General features: G+C 69.1%; 15 protein-coding genes. 6 read left to right on the top strand and 9 right to left on the bottom strand.

The features are described 5' to 3' along the window. Positions 1–14: 14 nt before the first annotated feature. The 8 genes from TA3x_RS14830 to TA3x_RS14795 form a co-directional block, all read right to left on the bottom strand. The gene (locus tag TA3x_RS14830) at positions 15–992 is read right to left on the bottom strand and encodes a sigma-70 family RNA polymerase sigma factor (protein ID WP_435015428.1); all 978 of its coding nucleotides are present in this window, start codon (positions 990–992) and stop codon (positions 15–17) included. Positions 993–1,052: 60 nt separating this feature from the next. Next, on the bottom strand, positions 1,053–1,922 hold the full coding sequence (locus tag TA3x_RS14825) for a helix-turn-helix domain-containing protein (protein WP_435015427.1): 870 nt from the start codon (positions 1,920–1,922) through the stop codon (positions 1,053–1,055). A gap of 266 nt (positions 1,923–2,188) precedes the next feature. Then, complete coding sequence (locus TA3x_RS14820) at positions 2,189–3,442, bottom strand: DUF790 family protein (RefSeq protein WP_435015426.1); 1,254 nt, start codon at positions 3,440–3,442, stop codon at positions 2,189–2,191. A gap of 53 nt (positions 3,443–3,495) precedes the next feature. Beyond that, complete coding sequence (locus TA3x_RS14815) at positions 3,496–3,945, bottom strand: SMI1/KNR4 family protein (protein ID WP_435015425.1); 450 nt, start codon at positions 3,943–3,945, stop codon at positions 3,496–3,498. A gap of 24 nt (positions 3,946–3,969) precedes the next feature. Continuing rightward, a complete protein-coding gene (locus TA3x_RS14810; protein ID WP_435015424.1) occupies positions 3,970–5,379 on the bottom strand; it encodes a DEAD/DEAH box helicase family protein in 1,410 nt (469 codons plus the stop codon). Further along, positions 5,376–5,915, bottom strand: coding sequence for a 2'-5' RNA ligase family protein (locus TA3x_RS14805; RefSeq protein ID WP_435015423.1), 540 nt, complete (start codon positions 5,913–5,915; stop codon positions 5,376–5,378). Before TA3x_RS14805 ends, TA3x_RS14810 begins: the two co-directional genes overlap by 4 nt. Positions 5,916–5,976: 61 nt before the next feature. Further along, positions 5,977–6,585: a pseudouridine synthase gene (locus TA3x_RS14800; protein WP_435015422.1), complete on the bottom strand. Its 609-nt coding sequence runs from the start codon at positions 6,583–6,585 to the stop codon at positions 5,977–5,979. Continuing rightward, positions 6,572–8,083: a hypothetical protein gene (locus TA3x_RS14795; RefSeq protein ID WP_435015421.1), complete on the bottom strand. Its 1,512-nt coding sequence runs from the start codon at positions 8,081–8,083 to the stop codon at positions 6,572–6,574. The genes TA3x_RS14800 and TA3x_RS14795 overlap by 14 nt, the downstream gene beginning before the upstream one ends. Positions 8,084–8,247: 164 nt before the next feature. Here TA3x_RS14795 and modA point away from each other — a divergent pair, with 164 nt between their 5' ends. The 6 genes from modA to TA3x_RS14765 all read left to right on the top strand — a co-directional run bounded on the left by modA (position 8,248) and on the right by TA3x_RS14765 (position 15,844). Then, a complete protein-coding gene (gene modA / locus TA3x_RS14790; RefSeq protein WP_435015420.1) occupies positions 8,248–9,042 on the top strand; it encodes a molybdate ABC transporter substrate-binding protein in 795 nt (264 codons plus the stop codon). Positions 9,043–9,174: 132 nt separating this feature from the next. After that, positions 9,175–10,026, top strand: a complete 852-nt coding sequence (locus TA3x_RS14785; RefSeq protein ID WP_435015419.1) for an MIP/aquaporin family protein — start codon at positions 9,175–9,177, stop codon at positions 10,024–10,026. 52 nt (positions 10,027–10,078) lie between these two features. Next, positions 10,079–11,452 carry a sn-glycerol-1-phosphate dehydrogenase gene (locus TA3x_RS14780; RefSeq protein ID WP_435015418.1) on the top strand — a complete coding sequence of 458 codons (1,374 nt, stop codon included), beginning with the start codon at positions 10,079–10,081 and terminating at the stop codon, positions 11,450–11,452. Then, positions 11,449–12,921: a glycerol-3-phosphate dehydrogenase/oxidase gene (locus tag TA3x_RS14775; protein ID WP_435015417.1), complete on the top strand. Its 1,473-nt coding sequence runs from the start codon at positions 11,449–11,451 to the stop codon at positions 12,919–12,921. Before TA3x_RS14780 ends, TA3x_RS14775 begins: the two co-directional genes overlap by 4 nt. Before the next feature lie 56 nt (positions 12,922–12,977). Beyond that, on the top strand, positions 12,978–14,264 hold the full coding sequence (locus TA3x_RS14770) for an MFS transporter (protein WP_435015416.1): 1,287 nt from the start codon (positions 12,978–12,980) through the stop codon (positions 14,262–14,264). Further along, positions 14,261–15,844 carry a ribulokinase gene (locus TA3x_RS14765; protein WP_435015415.1) on the top strand — a complete coding sequence of 528 codons (1,584 nt, stop codon included), beginning with the start codon at positions 14,261–14,263 and terminating at the stop codon, positions 15,842–15,844. The genes TA3x_RS14770 and TA3x_RS14765 overlap by 4 nt, the downstream gene beginning before the upstream one ends. Here the strand turns inward: TA3x_RS14765 and TA3x_RS14760 are convergent. Beyond that, entirely contained in the window at positions 15,833–17,038 is a 1,206-nt protein-coding gene (locus TA3x_RS14760) for a hypothetical protein (RefSeq protein WP_435015414.1), read from the bottom strand. The two genes, TA3x_RS14765 and TA3x_RS14760, sit on opposite strands and share 12 nt — an antisense overlap. Positions 17,039–17,045 lie beyond the last annotated feature (7 nt).

Genomic DNA, 17,045 nt, shown 5'->3' with positions numbered 1-17,045 from the left:
ACGGCCGGCCGACTTCAGGCGTCGGCCAGCATCGAGAGGTCCCAGTTGTGCTCGACGGCCACCTGGCGAAGCTTCTGCAAGGCCCGGTCCTGGATCTGGCGCACCCGCTCCTTGCTCACTTCGAGGACCTTGCCGACCTGGCTCAGCGACAGCCGGGCCTCGCCGCCGAGGCCGAAACGGAGGGCCAGGACCTGCTGCTCGCGGGGGCGGAGCGATTCCATCATCTTGCCGACGGTCTCGTCCATGTCGATGTCGGAGGTCCGGTCCCCCTCCGGGTCGCTCATCGTCTGCATCAGGTTGAAGCTGCTGTCCGAGTCGATGGTCGCATCCAGGGAGATGGTCGGCCGGGTGGCAGTATGGATGTGGCGGATCGTCTCGGTGCTGACCGGCGAGCCGGGGGCGAGGCCGACGCCTCCCGGGGCGGCGGAATTCGGCGCCACGTCCTCCTGATTCTGCGCGAGCTGGCGGAGGTGCCGGGGGCTGAGCCGGACCGGGTAGGCCCCGGAGGCGACCGCACGCTGCATCGACTGGCGGATCCACCAGGTGGCGTAGGTCGCCAGCTTGGTCTCGTGGGTCAGGTCGAAGCGGTCGATCGCTTCGAGGAGCCCGCAGAAACCTTCCTGGATCAGGTCCGTGTACGACACGCCCCGTTCGCGGAACCGCTTGGCGACGTGGGCGACCAGCCGCATGTTGGCCAGGGCGAGCTTGCCGCGAAGCTCGGAATAACGGCTGTAGATGGCCCCGAGCCGAGCCTCGACCGGATCGTGCGAGGCGTAAAATTCGGCGATCTGGAGGGCGATGGCCTGGGGGTTGTCCCCGTCGGTGGGCACGTCGCTGCCGGGGATCGTGGCCAGGGCATCGGCCAGCTTGGCCTTGCAGATCGCCAACTCCCGAAGCAGGCTCCGCTCCTCGGCGGTCTCGAGCACCTGGGTCTCGGAGCTGTCCAAGGCCGTCAGCCCGTCCGCGTCGTCGAATCGTCCGTTCGTGCGCATCGTGCCTTGTCCTTCATCGGGGGGCGAACTCGATCGAAACTCCATCGACACCGATCACGTTCAACAACCGGGGACGCCGTGGAGGCGTCGGGCAAATTCGGCGAGGTGCGTCATCCGCTCCCCGCAGGAGGCATAGATGAGACGCGGGCGGATCGCAGGGTCGCAGGCCCGTCCACCGAGGATGATGGCCGTGTCGGCCCGGACGGCCGCCTCGTAGAAGTAGGCATATTCCTGGACGAAATGGTCGGGCCTCGGCAGGTGGCTGATGGTCAGGAAGGCCAATCGCGGCTTCAGGTCGCGGACGGCCGCCGCGAGCGAGCGGAGCGGCAGGTCGACCCCCAGGTTGTGGACGTCCCAGCCGCCCTCCCTCAGCGTCAACTCGGCGAGCAGGCCCGGGAGTTCGTAGATGTCCCCCTCGGGCGCGGACCCCGCCGCGATCGGCCGGCCGGATTCGCCCGTCGGGAGGCCCGCGATCAGGGTCCGAATCGCCGTGGAAACGATCCGCGAGGCGCGGTGCTCGTGATAAATCTCCCAATCCCCGACCATCCAGGCATGGCCGGCCTGCTCCATGACCGGGCGGATCAGGGCATCGCCCAGCATCGCGGCCCCCATCGAGGCGTAGGCGGAGGTGATCAGGGACGTCGCCCGGGGTGCGTCTCCCGCCTTGAGGTCGGAGTAAAGCCGGCGGCACAGCGCATCGGGCGATTCGTCGGCCGCCGCCACGGGGGCCGGCGGGGCGAGCCTGTCCAGCGGGAAGGTCCCCCTCTGGGCGAATCGGACCACGCTCGACATCGGGATGAGTCGATGCTTGCCGACCGTCCGGGTGCCCTGGATCTGGCCAGAATCGATCCAACGCTTGGCCGTGCTCACGCTGACGCCCAGGACCTCGGCGACCTGGCCCGTCTTCAGCAAAGCGTCCGAATCGCTCATGGACGGTTTCATGGGATTCCAACTGGTCGGCTGAGGGGGAGACATCCCTGTCGAAGTTGGAGAGAGCATACAGCAATGACCGCGCCAGAAACGTCCAACGTGGACGGTTTGGACGAATTTGGGCCGAAGTCACGGAATCCTTGACCGGATTTGACGGATTCGGTTGGCGCAGAGGAGATGGAAAGGGTTCAAGCCCGTTCCGAAAGCGGGGCCGGACGGTTGTCGGGCTGTGAGCTGCGCAATGAGAAGCAGTGCGCTGCGCGGTCTCAGTCGATCAAGGGCCGCGCTCGCCGTTCTTGGATCATCCGATCCAGATGGGCAGCGATTTCGGAGGCGTTGGGGATTTCCTTGAACCGAACGATGGGGCCGTTCAACTCGCCCAGCACGTCGTCGTCGACCTTGAGCCGTTCGCTGATGGCCAGGAGATAACGGGGCGGCCCGTGTTCGGGGAGGAGCTTCAGCACGCGATCCAGGCTCGATCGTTTCCAGAAGCCGAGGACTTCGGCGTGGACGTCCAGGCCGGATGCCTTATGAACGAACTTGTAGTCGGGGACCCAAACGCCCTCGCGGCCCAGCTCGATCACGTCGACCGATTCCGCGATCTCCCAGCCCGGGGCGACCTGCCGGAACCGATCGACGAACGCCTTCAACTCGGCGGGGACGTAGGTCCCGGTGTCGGCATAGTGCGAGACCAGTTTGTCGTTGGAGTCGAGATGGAAGGTGCGCGGGTCCTTTTTCGGCCCCCACCGCAGTTCGGCGTCGAGGCGGAAGTCGCGGCAATGCAGCAACGCCGGGAGGAAGTTGGCCATCTGGAGGCCATACTTATTGGTGGCGCTGAACAGGCTCAGGGGGCCGTCGATGAACAGCCGATAGCCGTCCTTCATCCCCCCCTCGACCCGGCAGAGGAGGCGGTGGAACTTGATCTGGCGGAACAACTGGCGATAGCGGGCCGGCTGCTCGTTGCGGACCTCGGCCTCGATCAGGACCGAGCGGAGCAAGATCGATTGGGCGAGGCTGACGTTGTAGCGGTGGATCAGGCGCTCGGCGTCGAGGTTGGTGTCGAACGAGAGCATCCGGTTCTCGTCGCGGAGGTCGGCGAACATGGCCGTGGCCACCTCATCGACCCGCATCCCCAGGTCCTTGGCCACGGCCTCCAGCACGGCGTCGCGGCGGAACGGGTCGCGGGCCCGTCCCTCGGCGCGGAGCGTCTTGCGGTGCTCGGCCGCCGCCGTGAACACCTTCTCGCGGACGGCCTCGGGCGGGACGTCGGCCACGACCTCGAACTCGGCGCGGTCTTCCAGCGTCTTGGCCAGCCCGCGATGGGCGAGGTTCGCCAGCCCTTCGCCGAGCATCTCGTCGATCTCGGCGTCGATCTCGCCCCGGGTCCGCCCGACCCCCTCGCGGAAGATCAGCAGCAAGCTCTCGGCGACCTCCAGCCACTCGGGCGAGGCCGGGTCGAGGTAGAGCGGTATCACCCGCTGCTTGGAGAACCGGACGCGGACGAGTGTGCCGGTCAGCATGAAACGATGCTCGCTATCAAATATGGCCGGAGGTGCAAATCGTCGTGGTATTTTTATGTGATCGAGTCGGAATACAAAGCTTTCCCTCTGCGCCATGCATCAAGGGGGCTTTTACCAACGACCAGGTATGATTCACCCTGCCCGGCCCGCCACTCGAAAACCTCATGACCAGAGTCGAAGCGCATCCCCCAATCTGAGCCGCAACCGTCATTACCGAAGACGACGGATGCTTGCAGCACCTCGGGGAAGTAATCCTCGCAGCGAAGCCAAAGGGTATAGCTGACCAGAGATTCCGATCCCAAATTGTCGCGGCGTAAAAGTGGAGAGAAGAAGCCAGCGTCGGTCGGGCCACGAAATCCATCGAATGATAAGTAAAGCTCTCGAAGAAGTGCAGGGAGGGGATGGCCGAGCTCGTTCTCTGCCCTATCTATTTCCTCCGCATCACAAGGAGGACCGAAGTCGAATCCAGAGAAGACCAGGCGCACTTCATCCGCAATCGACATTCAACCCTCCATGAACGCATAGGGTCATTCGCCGCCATAGGCACTGTGCTGGCGGCGGCGGGTCGAGGTGTATTCCTCGGCGGTGCCCCGGGTGACGACCTCGTAGAGGGTCGCCTCCTTGGTGCCCGACTTTCGGAGGATGCGGCCGAGCCGCTGGACATGCTCGCGGACCGATCCCGAGCCCGACAGGATGACCGCGACGTTGGCCTCGGGCACGTTCACCCCCTCGTTCAAGACGCGGGAGGTGGCCACGATCGGGTACTCGCCCGAGTTGAACTTGAGCAGGATGTCGCGGCGCTCCTTGGTCTTGGTCTGGTGGGTGATGACCGGGACCAGGAACTGTCGGGCGATCGTGTACACCGTGGCATTGTCGTGCGTGAAGATCAGCACGCGGTCGCCGTTGTGCCGCTCCAGCAGGCGGGCCAGCAGGCTCAGCTTCGCCGGGGCGGCCAGGGCCAGGGCCCGCTGCTCGCGATAGGCGAGGTAGGCCTGTCGCCCCTCCGCCGAGCGGAACGCCTGGAACAGGAACTGGCCCCAGGCGCCGGGGCGACGCATGTCGATGCCCGAGCTGGAGAGGAACGCTCGGTAGGTCTCGCGCTGGGATTCGTAGCGGAACCGCTCCTCGTCGGACAGGTTCACGAACAGCGACTCGACCCGGTAATCGGCGAGGAACTGGCCGCGAAGCTGGGTGATCTCGCGGCGATAGACGATCGGGCCGATCAGGTGGTAGAGCCGTTCGTGGGCGTTGTCGGCCCGCTCCGGGGTGGCCGTCAGGCCGAGCCGGAACGGCGCGATCGCCCCCAGCGCCGCGGCGCTCACGGTCGGGCTGGGCAGGTGGTGGCACTCGTCGAAGATCAGGAGGCCGAACTTGTTGCCCAGGCGTTCGACGTTCTGATAGGCCGAGTCGTAGGTCGTGACCGTCAGCGGCTTGATGTCGTGATAGCCGCCGCCGACCAGCCCAACCTCCACGCCGAAGGCCATCGAAAGCTCGTCGTACCACTGGTTCAGCAGGTCGATGGTCGGGGTGACGACCAGGCTGGCGCGGCCGGTCTTGTTGATCGCAAGGTTGGCCAGGTGGGTCTTGCCGGTGCCGGTCGGCAGGACGACGACCCCCTTCCCGCCCGCCTTCCACCAGGCGTCGAGCCCTTCCGTCTGGTGCGGGAAGGCGTTCTTCACGACCCGGAACGGCCAGGGGTTCTTGTCGTAGTCCTTGGCCTCGTCGATGTAGGGGGTCTTGCTGTTGTGGAGTTGCTGGACGATGTCGCGGTAGTGGATCGCCTCGGCCCGGTGCATCCGGGCGCGGGGATCGTAGCGCAGTCCGGGCAGGCCTCGGGTGTCCCCCTCGATCAGACCCTCGACCAGGAGCGTACCCCCCTCGAAGGTCAACCGGAGGGCCGCCGGCGCGGCCGGCGTGGTGGCCGTCTGGGTGCTCATGAGGATCGACCCCCGGGCGTGCCCGAGAACGGATATTCCGCCACGGCGTCCCAGGGCCCGCCGCGATATTCCCAGAGCAGGAGCCGATCCCCCACGCCGTCCCAGGGATTCCACGTCGCCTGGAGCTCGCCGAACGCCCGAGCCGCGTCGTCCCGCTCTGCCTTGTTCATGATCGTGACGTGGGACCGGAACGGCTGGCGGTCCTGGGGCGTCAGCCAGGTTTTGAAGGCGGCCGCGAGCCGGGCATGGATGGCCGCGAGACCCGCCGCCTCGACCACCGCCATCATGCCGCGATCCATCCGGCGGATCGTCCGGAACGCCAGGTCGATCGGCCCGCGCGACGCGGCGGAGGCGGCCAGCGCCTCATCGATCGTGGCGAACTCCGACCCGGGCAGGTGATGAAACAGGGAGATGTGGGCCGGGATGAAGTTGCGCTCGGGCGGGAAGTACCGTCGGCGCAGGGCGTCGAGCCTCGCGAACGTGGGCGAGTCGAAACCGAGGGTCACCAGCAGGACGGCATCGGGCGCGACGGGCACGGCGGATCACCTGGGGCCGCGGGGCGGACGTAGACGCAAGTTTACCACCCAAATGGCCGTTTCACCACCCGCGGGCCCGATCCAGGGCCTTCCGCTCGTCGTCGGTCAGGTCGCGCCAATGGCCCGGGGCGAGGTTCCCCAGGCCGATCGGGCCGACCGCCACCCGGACCAGGCGGAGGGTCGGAAACCCGACCGCTGCGGTCATCCGCCGGACCTGCCGGTTCCGCCCCTCGCGGAGGATCAGGCGGATCCAGGCCGTAGGCACGTTCTTGCGGAACCGGATCGGCACCGGCCGCTCGGGCAAGTCCGGCTCCTTTTCCAGCAGCTCCGCGCCGGCCGGCTTGGTCGGGCCGTCCGCCAGGACGATCCCGCGCCGGAGCGCCTCCAGGGCCTCCGGCGTGGGGATCTTCTCGACCTGGGCCAGGTACGTCTTGGGATGATCGTGGCGGGGGTCGGTCAGCCGGTGCGCCAGCCGGCCGTCGTCGGTCAGGAGGAGCAACCCCTCGCTGTCGCGATCGAGCCGGCCGACCGGGTAGACGCCGGGGACCGGGACGAAGTCCTTGAGCGTGCGCCGATTCCCCTCGTCGGTGAACTGGGTGAGGACGTCATAGGGCTTGAACAGGGCCAGGACCCGATGACGCCCCACCCCCCTACCCTTAACCGTGGCCATAGCCGCGGTCGAACGCATCCAGTTCGCGCAAGTGGGCGGAATAGGTCGTCCGGAACGTGTCCGGGTCGATCGTCCAGCGCGGGGCGTCCTCGGTGTGGCGGTGGCAATGCTCTTCCAGGAGCCGGTGGAGGAACTTGAACAGTTGCCGGGGCGTGCGGAGGTTGCCGAGCGCGTCCTTCAAGGACTCGTCGGGCACGGCCTCGTCGATGATCTGGCGGAGACGCGGGCCGTCGGCGGCCCCATTGCCGTTCGTCGATACGTCGGACACGCGACCGTCTTGCTTGGACAGCGCGGCACAGGCCCGGAGCCGGTCGCCCGCCAGGTCGTAGAGCGACGGCCCGGTCCAACGCAACGGCTTGACCAGGTTGAGTTTGTCCGGCCGGGCGCGGTCGTAGAATTCCTTGTCTTCCTTCTCGAGGTAATAGGCTAACTCGATCGGGAGGAGGAGTTTGAAGCCGATGCCCTTGTGGCGGAGGAATTTGTGGTCGAGCAACGGCCAGATCAGGGCTCGCATCTTGCGCGGGTCGCCCTCGATCATCTGCGGCTCGTCGACCCGGTCCACCAGCACCACGATCCCGGCATAGCCGAGCTTCTCCAGGACCCCCTGGAATTTGCGGAGCAATTCGTAGCGTTCCTCGCCCCCTCCCCGGCTGGTCGAGGGGAGCGGCTGGCCGCCCAGTTCGCTGGGCTGGAACCAGAGCAGTTCCCACCGCAGGGCGGCGTTGTCGCGGCTCAGGACGCGGACCGCCTTGCGGATCGACCGGGCGTGCCACTCGGCGCGGAACAGCCTCCAGCCCCAGTAGAGCCACCCCAGGACGATCGGCACCAGCAGCCACGGCAGGACCGTCATCGATCGCACCGCCGGGAAAAGCGCGATCAGGAGGATGACCGCCAAGGTGGTCCCGAAGCCGACCTGCAGGTCGCGGCGGCTCCAGAGGGGACGGAAGCCCGAGCGGCGGCGGAGCCGGCTCCAGCGCTTCTCGATCGGCTCGCGGGTCGACTGGTCGTAGACCGCGGCCAGCAGCAGCAGGTCGCGGCGTTCGTCCAGGCTCAGGGCGGTCAGGTCGACGCGGTCGCCCGACAGGGCATCGACCAGCTGGGTCACGCCCAGCGCCATGATCGCGTCCATGTGGTCCTGGAGCTTCCAGGATTCCAGCCCCCCGCCGCCGTCGCGCGAGCGGTTCGCGTCGCGGAAGTGGTCCAGGAACGGGTTGAAGTCGTCGTAGGAGATCACGAAGACGCGAGCGTCCGGGTGGGCGGCGTTGTATGCCTCGAACTCGGACGTGGCCTGGAGCCGCAGCGCGGTCTTGCCGCTCCCCTTCTCGCCGAAGACCAGGGCCGTCGAGGGGTCCGCGGGGCTTCCGAAGAACTTATCCCAGGCGGGGTGGTGGATCGTCTCGATGCAGGCCCGCTTGAAGACCGTGTCGGTCTGGGCGTCTTCCTCGCTGAACGGATTGCCGGCGATCCCGTGATGCTTCAGGAACTGGTCGATCTTCATCCCGCCTCGCCTTTCCTGGGCTGGTCCGATCATTCAATCCTACCGTGATACCTGATTTTGCCCGTTTCGACAATCATCGCGGCCCCAGGATGTGCCGCATCGTCCTGTTGTCAGAGCCCTTCCGGCCGGGGCATAATCCGCCCATGCAACCCAACGCTCCCCGCATGGCGGTCTCTTCCCACCCCGGTCGGAGGGACGTCCTCGCCCTGGCCGCCGGCCTGCTCGCCGGCTGCGGGGGCCGATCCGGGCCGCCCGAACCGGAGCCGCTGCGGATCGCAGCCGCCAGCGACCTCCAGCACGCGCTACCCATCCTCGTCGCCGCCTTCCGGGTGGATCACCCGATCCCGGTCGAGCCCACGTTCGGATCGTCGGGCCAGCTCGCGGAGCAGGTCGCGCAGGGTGCCCCGTTCGACCTGTTCCTCTCGGCCAACCTGGACTTCGTCCGCACGCTCGCGCGCTCCGGCGCGATCCGGCCCGACTCGGTGCGCGAATACGCCCGGGGCTCGCTGGTGATGGTCGTCCATCCGGGGGCGGGCGTGGAGGTCCGGTCGATCGCCGACCTGGATCGCCCCGAGATCCGCCGGATCGCGATCGCCAACCCGGACCTGGCCCCCTACGGGCTCGCCGCCCGGCAGGCGTTGGAGCATGCGAGGCTGTGGGATCGGCTGGAGCCCAAAATCGTCCGGGCCGAGAGCGTGCGGCAGGCGTTCCAGTTCGTCGCCACCGGCAACGCCGAGGTCGGATTCGTGGGCCGGGCCCTGGCCGGCGACCGCAACCTGCGGGTCGTCCCGGTGGACCCGGACGCTTACGCACCGATCATCCAGGGATTGGGGTGCGTCGCCCGATCGAGACGGGCCGCCGAGGCGGAGGCATTTGCCCGGTTCCTGCTGGGCGAGGCCGGGCAGGCCCTCCTGGTGGAACTCGGCTTCTCGCGGAGATCCTCGAACTCAGCCGGATGAACCTCGGTCGGGATGGTCCGTGAAGAATGGATGAAGTTCGCCGGACGCGGGCTTTGCATTCGCCGGTCGCGCCGGGGATAATCCGGGCCTCGTCTCCAGGGCTCGGGTCGTGCAAGGGGCTGCGAAATCACCATGACGAAGCGATCGCCGGTCGTGACCGTGCCCCCCCTCGGGGCGGCACTGTCTGGGGAATTCCTCGGGACCGCCCTCCTGATCGTAATCGGGACCGGCGTGGTCGCCAGCGACCTCCTCCTGAACAAGACGTCCAGCCAGCTGATGATCAACACGGCGTGGGGCCTGGCGGTCACCCTGGCCGTCTACCTCAGCGGGCGGATCAGCGGCGGGCACGTCAACCCGGCGGTGACCCTGGCCCTGGCCGTCCGCGGCGACTTCCCCTGGTCCCGGGTCCTGCCCTACTGGATCGCCCAGACGGCGGGCGCCTTCGCCGGGGCCCTGATCATCTACGTCGATTACGCCGAGGCGTTCCGGGCCTTCGAGGCGGCCGAGCACCTGACGCGGGGGATGATGGTCGAGGGCAAGCTCGCCGGGCCGGGGGCGGGCGGCGCCGGGGTCTTCGCGACCTTCCCCGCGTTCGACGTCGTCTGGCGGAACGTCTTCAGCGAATTCCTCGGGACGGCCGTCCTCCTGCTCGGCGTCCGGGCCCTGACCGATCGCCGCAACGCCGCCCCGGGCGGCTACGTCGAGCCGCTCGCCCTGGGGGCGTTGGTCTGGGCCATCGGCCTGTCGCTGGGCGGGCTGACCGGCTACGCGATCAACCCGTCGCGCGACCTCGGGCCGAGGCTGGCGACGGCCATCCTGGGCTGGGGCCCGTCGGTGTTCCAGTCGCACAATTCTTACTTCTGGATCCCGATCGTCGCCCCCCTCCTGGGAGGCGTGGTTGGCTCCACCCTGTATGATTGGGCGATCGGCAATCACCTGCCGCCCCGCGACCTTCCCAGCCCTCCCGGCGAACTGTCCCCCTGATGGGCCGCCGCGGGATCGGCCACCGCCAGATTTCTCGGAGTCCTCTCGACCCATGAGTCCCGACCCCGCCGGAGTTGACGCCGCCCTCCTCGACCGGGCCCTGCGGGCGGCCCGCGACACCCGCTCGCTGGCCGTGGAGGCCGGCATCCGCCATCGGGCGGCCGGGGCGTTCTCCGCCCAGTTCCCCGGCGAGTCGGCCGTGATCGTCGCGGACCGGCGCACCTTCGAGGCCGCCGGCCGCGACGTCCTGGACGGCTTCCGCCGGGACGGCGTCGCGGCCGTCGATCCGATTCTCCTGAAGGACGACGTGTACGCCGGGATCGAGGATGCCGAGGACCTCCAGGCGGCCCTCGCCCCGATCCCCGCCATCCCGGTCGCGGTCGGCTCCGGCACGATCAACGACCTCACCAAGCTCGCCGCCCACCGTCTCGGCCGGCCCTACATGGCGGTGGCGACCGCCGCCTCGATGGACGGATACACGGCCTATGGTGCCTCGATCACCGCGAAGGGATCGAAGCAGACGTTCGACTGCCCCGCCCCCCGCGCCGTGCTGGCCGACCTGGAGGTCATCGCCCGGGCCCCGCGCGGGATGAACGCCTCCGGCTATGCCGACCTCCTGGCCAAGAACGTGGCCGGGGCCGACTGGATCGTGGCCGACGCGGCCGGCGAGGAGGCCATCGACCCCGGCGCCTGGGAGACGGTCCAGGGCCGCCTCCGCTCCTGGGTCGGATCCCCCCGCGGCGTCGCGGCCGGCGACCCGGACAGCCTGCTCGGCCTGGTCAACGGCCTGATGATGAGCGGGTTCGCCATGCAGGCGGTGCAGACCAGCCGCCCGGCCTCCGGGGCCGAGCACCAGTTCAGCCACCTCTGGGACATGCAGCACCACACCCACGAGGGGGCCGCCCCGTCGCACGGTTTCAAGGTCGGCGTCGGCACCCTGGCCTCGCTGGCCCTCTATGATGGCCTCCTGCGGATCGACCCAAGCCGGATCGACATCGATCGAGCCGCGGCGATTTGGCCCACCCTCGACGCGGTCGAGGCCCGCATCGGCGAGCTGCACGGCGACGGCGAGCTGGCCGAGAAGGCGCGGATCGAGATGGCGGCCAAGCATCCCACCCGCGAAGCCCTCCGCGACCAGCTGGGGCGAATCCGGGCCGGCTGGCCGGAGATGCGAGAGCGGCTGAAACAGCACCTGATCCCGTTCGACGAGGCCCGCGCCATGCTTCGCGAGGCGGGCTGCCCGACCACGCCCGAGGCGATCGGGATCGGCCGGCAGAGGCTCAGGGATGCCTACGAGCAGGCCTACACGATCCGCCGCCGGTTCACCGGCCTCGACCTCGCGATGCGGCTGGGGGTGTTCGACGAGATCGTCGGCAAGGCGTTCGGGCCCGAAGGCCCCTGGGGCGATTGGGAGGCCCGATCGTGAACGGATCGAAGACCGATCGCCGTGGCTCGCGCCCGGATGCCCTCCCGACCGGCACGGAGCCATATGACCTCCTGGTCATCGGCGGCGGGATCGTCGGCGCGGGCGTGGCCCGCGACGCGGCCCTGCGCGGGCTGCGGACGCTCCTGCTGGAGCAGTCCGATTTCGCGTCGGGGACCAGCAGCCGGTCCTCGCGACTGCTCCACGGCGGACTCCGCTACCTGGCGCAAGGGCGGGTCGGGCTGGTCCGCGAAGCCAGCGTCGAGAAGATGCGGCTGAGCAAGAACGCGCCCCACCTCAGCCAGCCGCTCCCGTTCCTGTTCCCGGTCTGGGAGAAGACCGGTTGGTCCCTGTGGAAGCTGTCGCTGGGCGTCAAGATCTACGACCTGCTGTGCGGCGGGCGCAACCTGGGCGCGTCGGCGACCTACAGCAAGCAGGAAGTGCTCCGGCACGTCCCCGGTCTCCGCCCCGACGGGCTGAAGGGGGCGACCCGCCACTACGACGGCCTGACCAACGATGCGCGGCTGGTGATCGACACCCTCCGTTCCGCCGAGCAGGCCGGCGCGACCGTGCGGAACTACACCTCGTTCACGGGGGGGAACCCCGGCGATGGCGGCTGGACTTGCGGGATGAAGGACCTGCTGACCGGCGAGGTCGGCGAGGTCCGGGCCCGATCGGTGGTCAACGCGGCCGGGGCCTGGGCCTCGCGGATCCCCAACAGCGGCGTCAAGCTGCGGCTGACCAAGGGGGTCCACGCGGTCATCGACGGGTCCCGGCTGGTCCTGGATCAGGCGATCGTCCTGCCCGAGGGGAAGCGGATCCTCTTCGTGATCCCCTGGGGGGAGCGCGTCATCCTGGGCACGACCGACACCGACTACGAGGGGGACCCGGCCGACGTCCGCACCGACGCGTCGGACATCGCCTACATCCTCGGCGTGGTCAACGGGGCGTTCCCCAAAGCCAAGCTCGTCCCCGAGGACGTGATCTCGTCGTGGGCCGGCGTGCGTCCTCTGATCGCCCCCCGGCACGTGAAGGCAGGGTCGCCCTCGGACACCTCGCGGAACCACGAGATCCGGATGGCCGAGCCGGGCTGGTTCGACGTGGCCGGGGGCAAACTCACGACCTACCGGCTGATGGCCGAGCAGGCCGTGGATCAGGTCGGGCACGCCCTGGGCCGGCGGATCCCGGCCTCGCGGACGGCCGACTTGCCCCTGGCCGGCGGGCCGTTCAGCGGGGTCCTGCCGCCGCCGATCGGGGCCGACGTGGTCGCCGAATGCTGCCGCGACGAGTGGGCGGTCCACCTCGACGACGTCCTGCTCCGCCGCACGTCCTGGCACTACTACCACGCCGACCACGCGGAGATCGCCGAGAGGGTGGCCCGCTGGATGGCCGACCAGTGGGGCTGGGACGACGATCAGGTCCGGAAAGAACTCGCACGACTCCAAACCGCCACCGATACCGCGCCGGGCTGACCGGCCGGGGCATCCCACCACGTTTCGTACCTCCCACTCTCCAGGAGCAATGCACGATGGTCCTCGTCGAGGATGCGGGTCGGGATCGGGCCTCGATCGCGGACCGGATCGGCATCGATCCCACCCTGGCCTGGGGCTTCGCCGGGCTCCTCCTGTTCATGATCGGCGACGGGGTGGAGCAGGGCTGGCTGCCGCTCTACCTCACGTCGATCGGCGTGGCCCAGGACCAGCAGGTGGCCTGGATCTTCTTCCTGTACGGGATCACGGCGGCGGCGGCAGCCTGGCTCTCCGGGGCCCTCTCCGACCTGTTCGGCCCCCGGAAGGTGATGTGGGCCGGGCTGATCATCTGGGCGGTGTTCGAGGCGGCCCTCCTGCTGGTCGGGGTGCCGGCGAAGAGCTACTCACAGATCATGCTATTTTACACGCTCCGGGGGTTCGGCTACCCGCTGTTCGCCTTCGGGTTCCTGATCTGGATCACCACGGTCACGCCGCCGCGACGCCTGGGGACCTCGGTCGGCTGGTTCTGGTTCTCGTTCACCGGCGGGCTGCTGTTCCTCGGGCCGTTGTTCGCCAGCGAGGTCAAGCCGAGGGTGGGGGCCGAGGCGACCCTGTGGTGGTCGCTCGCGCTGGTCGTGGCCGGCGGCCTGATCGCGCTGCTCGGGGTCCGGGAGCCGACCGGGGGCCGTCGCCTGGCGCCCGAGGGGGAGAACCCGCTCCGGACCCTTTTCCAGAGCCTGTCGATCGCCTGGCGCGAGCCGAAGACGCTGGTCGGCTGCCTGGTCCGGACGATCAACACCGCCCCGCAAAACGGCTTCCTGGTCTTCTTCCCGGCCTACTTCACGAAGACGGTCGGGTTCAGCGAGAACCAGTGGCTCCGGCTCCTGAGCCTCATGTTCCTGAGCAACATCATCTGGAACCTCCTGTTCGGGATCATCGGCGACCGCTTCGGGTGGCGGCGGACGGTGGCGTACTGCGGAGGGGTCGGGTCGGCCATCACCACCCTCCTGCTCTACTACACGCCCCACCTGCTGGGCGCGAACTTCCCTTTGGTCGCCCTGGCGTGCATCTTCTATGGGGCGACCCTGGCCGGCTACGTCCCCCTGTCCGCCCTCATGCCGTCGCTGGCTCCGGACCACAAGGCGGCGTCGATGTCGCTGCTGAACCTCGGCGCCGGGGCCAGCCAGTGGGCCGGGCCGGCCATCGTCGGGCTGTTCCTGGTCCCCCTGGGGGTGGCCGGGGTGATGTGGATCTTCGCCGTGCTCTACCTCCTCAGCGCCGCGATGACTCTCTTCCTGACCCTCCCGCCGGAGGTGGTCCGGGTGGCGCAGGAGCAGGAATCGTGAGCGTCGTCGCCGGGGTCGATTTCGGGACGCAGAGCGTCCGGGTTTCCCTGTTCGACGGCGAGCGCGGCCGGCTCGGCTCGGGCACCGGCGACTACCCGGTGCACCGCCGGGCGGGCGATCCCGACCATGCCTCGCAATCCCACGCCGACCACATGCGGGCGCTGGTCGAGGCGATGGGCCGGGCGATCGCGGCGGCGGGCATCGATGGGAGGACGGTCGAGGCCCTGGCGATCGACACCACGGGCTCGACCGTCGTGCCGGTGGGCGAGGGGCTGGAACCGCTCGACGACTACTACCTCTGGTGCGACCACCGCGCCTGGCGCGAGGCCGATCAGATTACCCGGGCCGCCCAGGAGTCCGGACTGGATGCGCTCCGCTGGAGCGGCGGGACGTTCCTCGCCGAGTTCGGCCTCTCGAAGCTGTTCCACTGGCTCCGGACCCGCCCGGAGCAACGCCCGCGATTCGTCACCGCCCTGGAGCATTGCGACCTGGTGGCGGCCGTCCTGTGCGGGATCACCGACCCCGCGGAGGTCCCCCGCAGCATCTGCGCCATGGGCCACAAGTGGATGTGGGTCGAGTCGCGGGGCGGCCTGCCCCCCGAGGACTTCCTGGCCGGGCTCGACCCCGCCCTGGCGGGGGTCCGGGACCGGATCGCCGGGCGGTTCGCCCGGTCCGATTCGCTGGCAGGGACGCTTTGCGGCGTGTGGGCCGATCGCCTCGGCCTGAGGGCGGGCATCCCGATCCCGGTCGGCTCGCTCGACGCCCACTGGGATGCCATCGGCGCGGGGATCGGCCTCGGCGACGTCGTGAACGTGATCGGCACGTCGACCTGCGTGATGGCCATCAGCGAGAGCGACGAGCCGATCCCGGGCGTGTGCGGGGTCGTCCCCGGCTCGATCCACCCGTCGTACGCGGGGATCGAGGCCGGGCTCTCGGCGGCCGGCGACCTGTTCGAGTCGATCGCGCGCCGTGCCGGGGCCAGCCTGGCCGACCTGTCGCGGGCGATCGCCGGTTACCGATCGGGCCAGACGGGCCTGTTGCGATTGGTGTGGGATCACGGCGATCGCACGATCCTGGGCGACCCGCACCTCCGGGGCGCCGCGTTCGGGTGGGGCCTGGCCCACACGGCGGCGGATGAGCTGTTCGCCGCGATGGAGGGGACCGCCTATCAGACCCGGATCATCCTGGAGCGGATGGCCGAGCACGGGGTCCCGGTGCGCCGGGTGATCAACGCCGGCGGCATCCCGCGCAAGGGTGAGGTCATCAACCGGGTCTATGCCAACGTCCTGGGTGCCCCGGTCCTGGTCCCCGAGCAGGACACGACGAGCCTTGGGTCGGCGATCTTCGCCTTCCTCGCCGCCGGAACGTTCCGGACGGTCGAGGAGGCCCAGCAGGCCCTCTGCCCCTCCTACCGGACATATGAGCCCGACCCGGCGGGATCGGCCGCCTGCGAGCGGCTCTATGCCTGGTATCGGTCGCTCTACACGGCGATGGGCCGCGAGGATTCGGAGCCGGTGTCGCTCGGCGCCCTGCTCCCGGCGTTGCGACGCGAGGCCGCCGCGGCTGCCTCACTTGGATAGGGCGAGTCGATTGTAGTAACCGCGATAGGCCGCATAGTTGATCAGGGCCATCCCCATCAGGGCAAACCCGCCGGCCACGGGGAGCCACTGGAACGCGACCAGAAGCACGATCGTCAACCGCACCCCCCAACGGATCAGGAACCCCCGCGTCGAGGGGATGTAGCGGCGGTACGGGGCGATGATCATCAGCCGGTAGAGGATCACGCCCGGAATCAAGCCCAGGACCGGCAACAGGCCCAGGCCGAAGCAGGCGGCGCAGGTCAGGGGGACGCGGCGGTCGATCGCGGCGGTGTAGGCGGCGACGGCACCCGGTTCGTCCATCAAGGCATAGCCGCACTCGCCGCAAGTCTGCCGGACGGCCCGATGCCGGAGCCGCGACGCGCACCGGGGGCATCGCTTGACCGAGATCAGTCGATGCGGGAGCGTGGCCGAGTCGGCGGCCGTCTTCTTGGGAATGCCCAGGAAGCTGATGTCGCGCGGGGCGGGGATCTCGGCCCGGCAGGCCGGGCAGGCCGAGGCGCAGACGTGGATCGATAGCCCGCAGTTGGGGCAGGCCCGCTTCGAGGAGTCGCCGACCGCTTCCAGCCGCATCTCGACGGCGATCACGCAGGCGAGCCCGATCCCGAAGGCGATCACCGTGGCGATCGGGAAGATGATCAGGGCGACCGGCCCCATCAAGCCCCAGAGGTCCTCGACCCACCCGATCAGCCCCTGGAGGCCGAGGTCGTCGTCCTCGTCGTTGTCCGCCAGCGGCGAGAGGATGGTCGATCGCGTGAGGCTGGCGAAGTAGGTGCCGACCCCGACGGCGAGCGCGAAGAATGGCTCCAGGAAGCCGGCGTGCTGGATCATGGGGTTGACGACCGCCCGGTCGGTGGCGTTGACCACGCCCAGGAAGGTGAGCGCCGCCATCCCGGACTTGAGATAGCCGTGGATCTCGGCGAGGACGCCGCGGGCCTCCGGGAACCGCTCGGCCACCAGTTCCAGGGCGGACAGGATGCCGAGCACGGTCACGGCGAGGTCGGAGGTGAACCAGGTCGGCACCCCGCTCACCCGGGGCAGCAGGCCCGAGTTGGCCAGGATCGGGACGTGCGGCCCGAACCGGAGCAACAGGGCGGTCGCGAACGCGGGCAGGAACGCCCGCGACGCGAAGATGCCGATCGAGCCGAGGCCCTGGAGGAAGAGGGGAAGGCTCAAGGCTCGC

It is taken from the genome of Tundrisphaera macrotermitis (genome assembly GCF_051175315.1).
GTDB lineage: Bacteria > Planctomycetota > Planctomycetia > Isosphaerales > Isosphaeraceae > Tundrisphaera.
Note: the sequence above shows the minus strand (reverse complement) of the source record. Positions and strands in the feature narration are given on the sequence as shown.

What these genes read in the sequence shown, in the direction of transcription:
- TA3x_RS14830 (WP_435015428.1), bottom strand. Translation starts at nt 992, where the DNA reads ATGCGCACGAACGGACGATTCGACGACGCGGACGGGCTGACGGCCTTG.
- TA3x_RS14825 (WP_435015427.1), bottom strand. Translation starts at nt 1,922, where the DNA reads ATGAGCGATTCGGACGCTTTGCTGAAGACGGGCCAGGTCGCCGAGGTC.
- TA3x_RS14820 (WP_435015426.1), bottom strand. Translation starts at nt 3,442, where the DNA reads ATGCTGACCGGCACACTCGTCCGCGTCCGGTTCTCCAAGCAGCGGGTG.
- TA3x_RS14815 (WP_435015425.1), bottom strand. Translation starts at nt 3,945, where the DNA reads ATGTCGATTGCGGATGAAGTGCGCCTGGTCTTCTCTGGATTCGACTTC.
- TA3x_RS14810 (WP_435015424.1), bottom strand. Translation starts at nt 5,379, where the DNA reads ATGAGCACCCAGACGGCCACCACGCCGGCCGCGCCGGCGGCCCTCCGG.
- TA3x_RS14800 (WP_435015422.1), bottom strand. Translation starts at nt 6,585, where the DNA reads ATGGCCACGGTTAAGGGTAGGGGGGTGGGGCGTCATCGGGTCCTGGCC.
- TA3x_RS14795 (WP_435015421.1), bottom strand. Translation starts at nt 8,083, where the DNA reads ATGAAGATCGACCAGTTCCTGAAGCATCACGGGATCGCCGGCAATCCG.
- modA (WP_435015420.1), top strand. Translation starts at nt 8,248, where the DNA reads ATGGCGGTCTCTTCCCACCCCGGTCGGAGGGACGTCCTCGCCCTGGCC.
- TA3x_RS14785 (WP_435015419.1), top strand. Translation starts at nt 9,175, where the DNA reads ATGACGAAGCGATCGCCGGTCGTGACCGTGCCCCCCCTCGGGGCGGCA.
- TA3x_RS14780 (WP_435015418.1), top strand. Translation starts at nt 10,079, where the DNA reads ATGAGTCCCGACCCCGCCGGAGTTGACGCCGCCCTCCTCGACCGGGCC.
- TA3x_RS14770 (WP_435015416.1), top strand. Translation starts at nt 12,978, where the DNA reads ATGGTCCTCGTCGAGGATGCGGGTCGGGATCGGGCCTCGATCGCGGAC.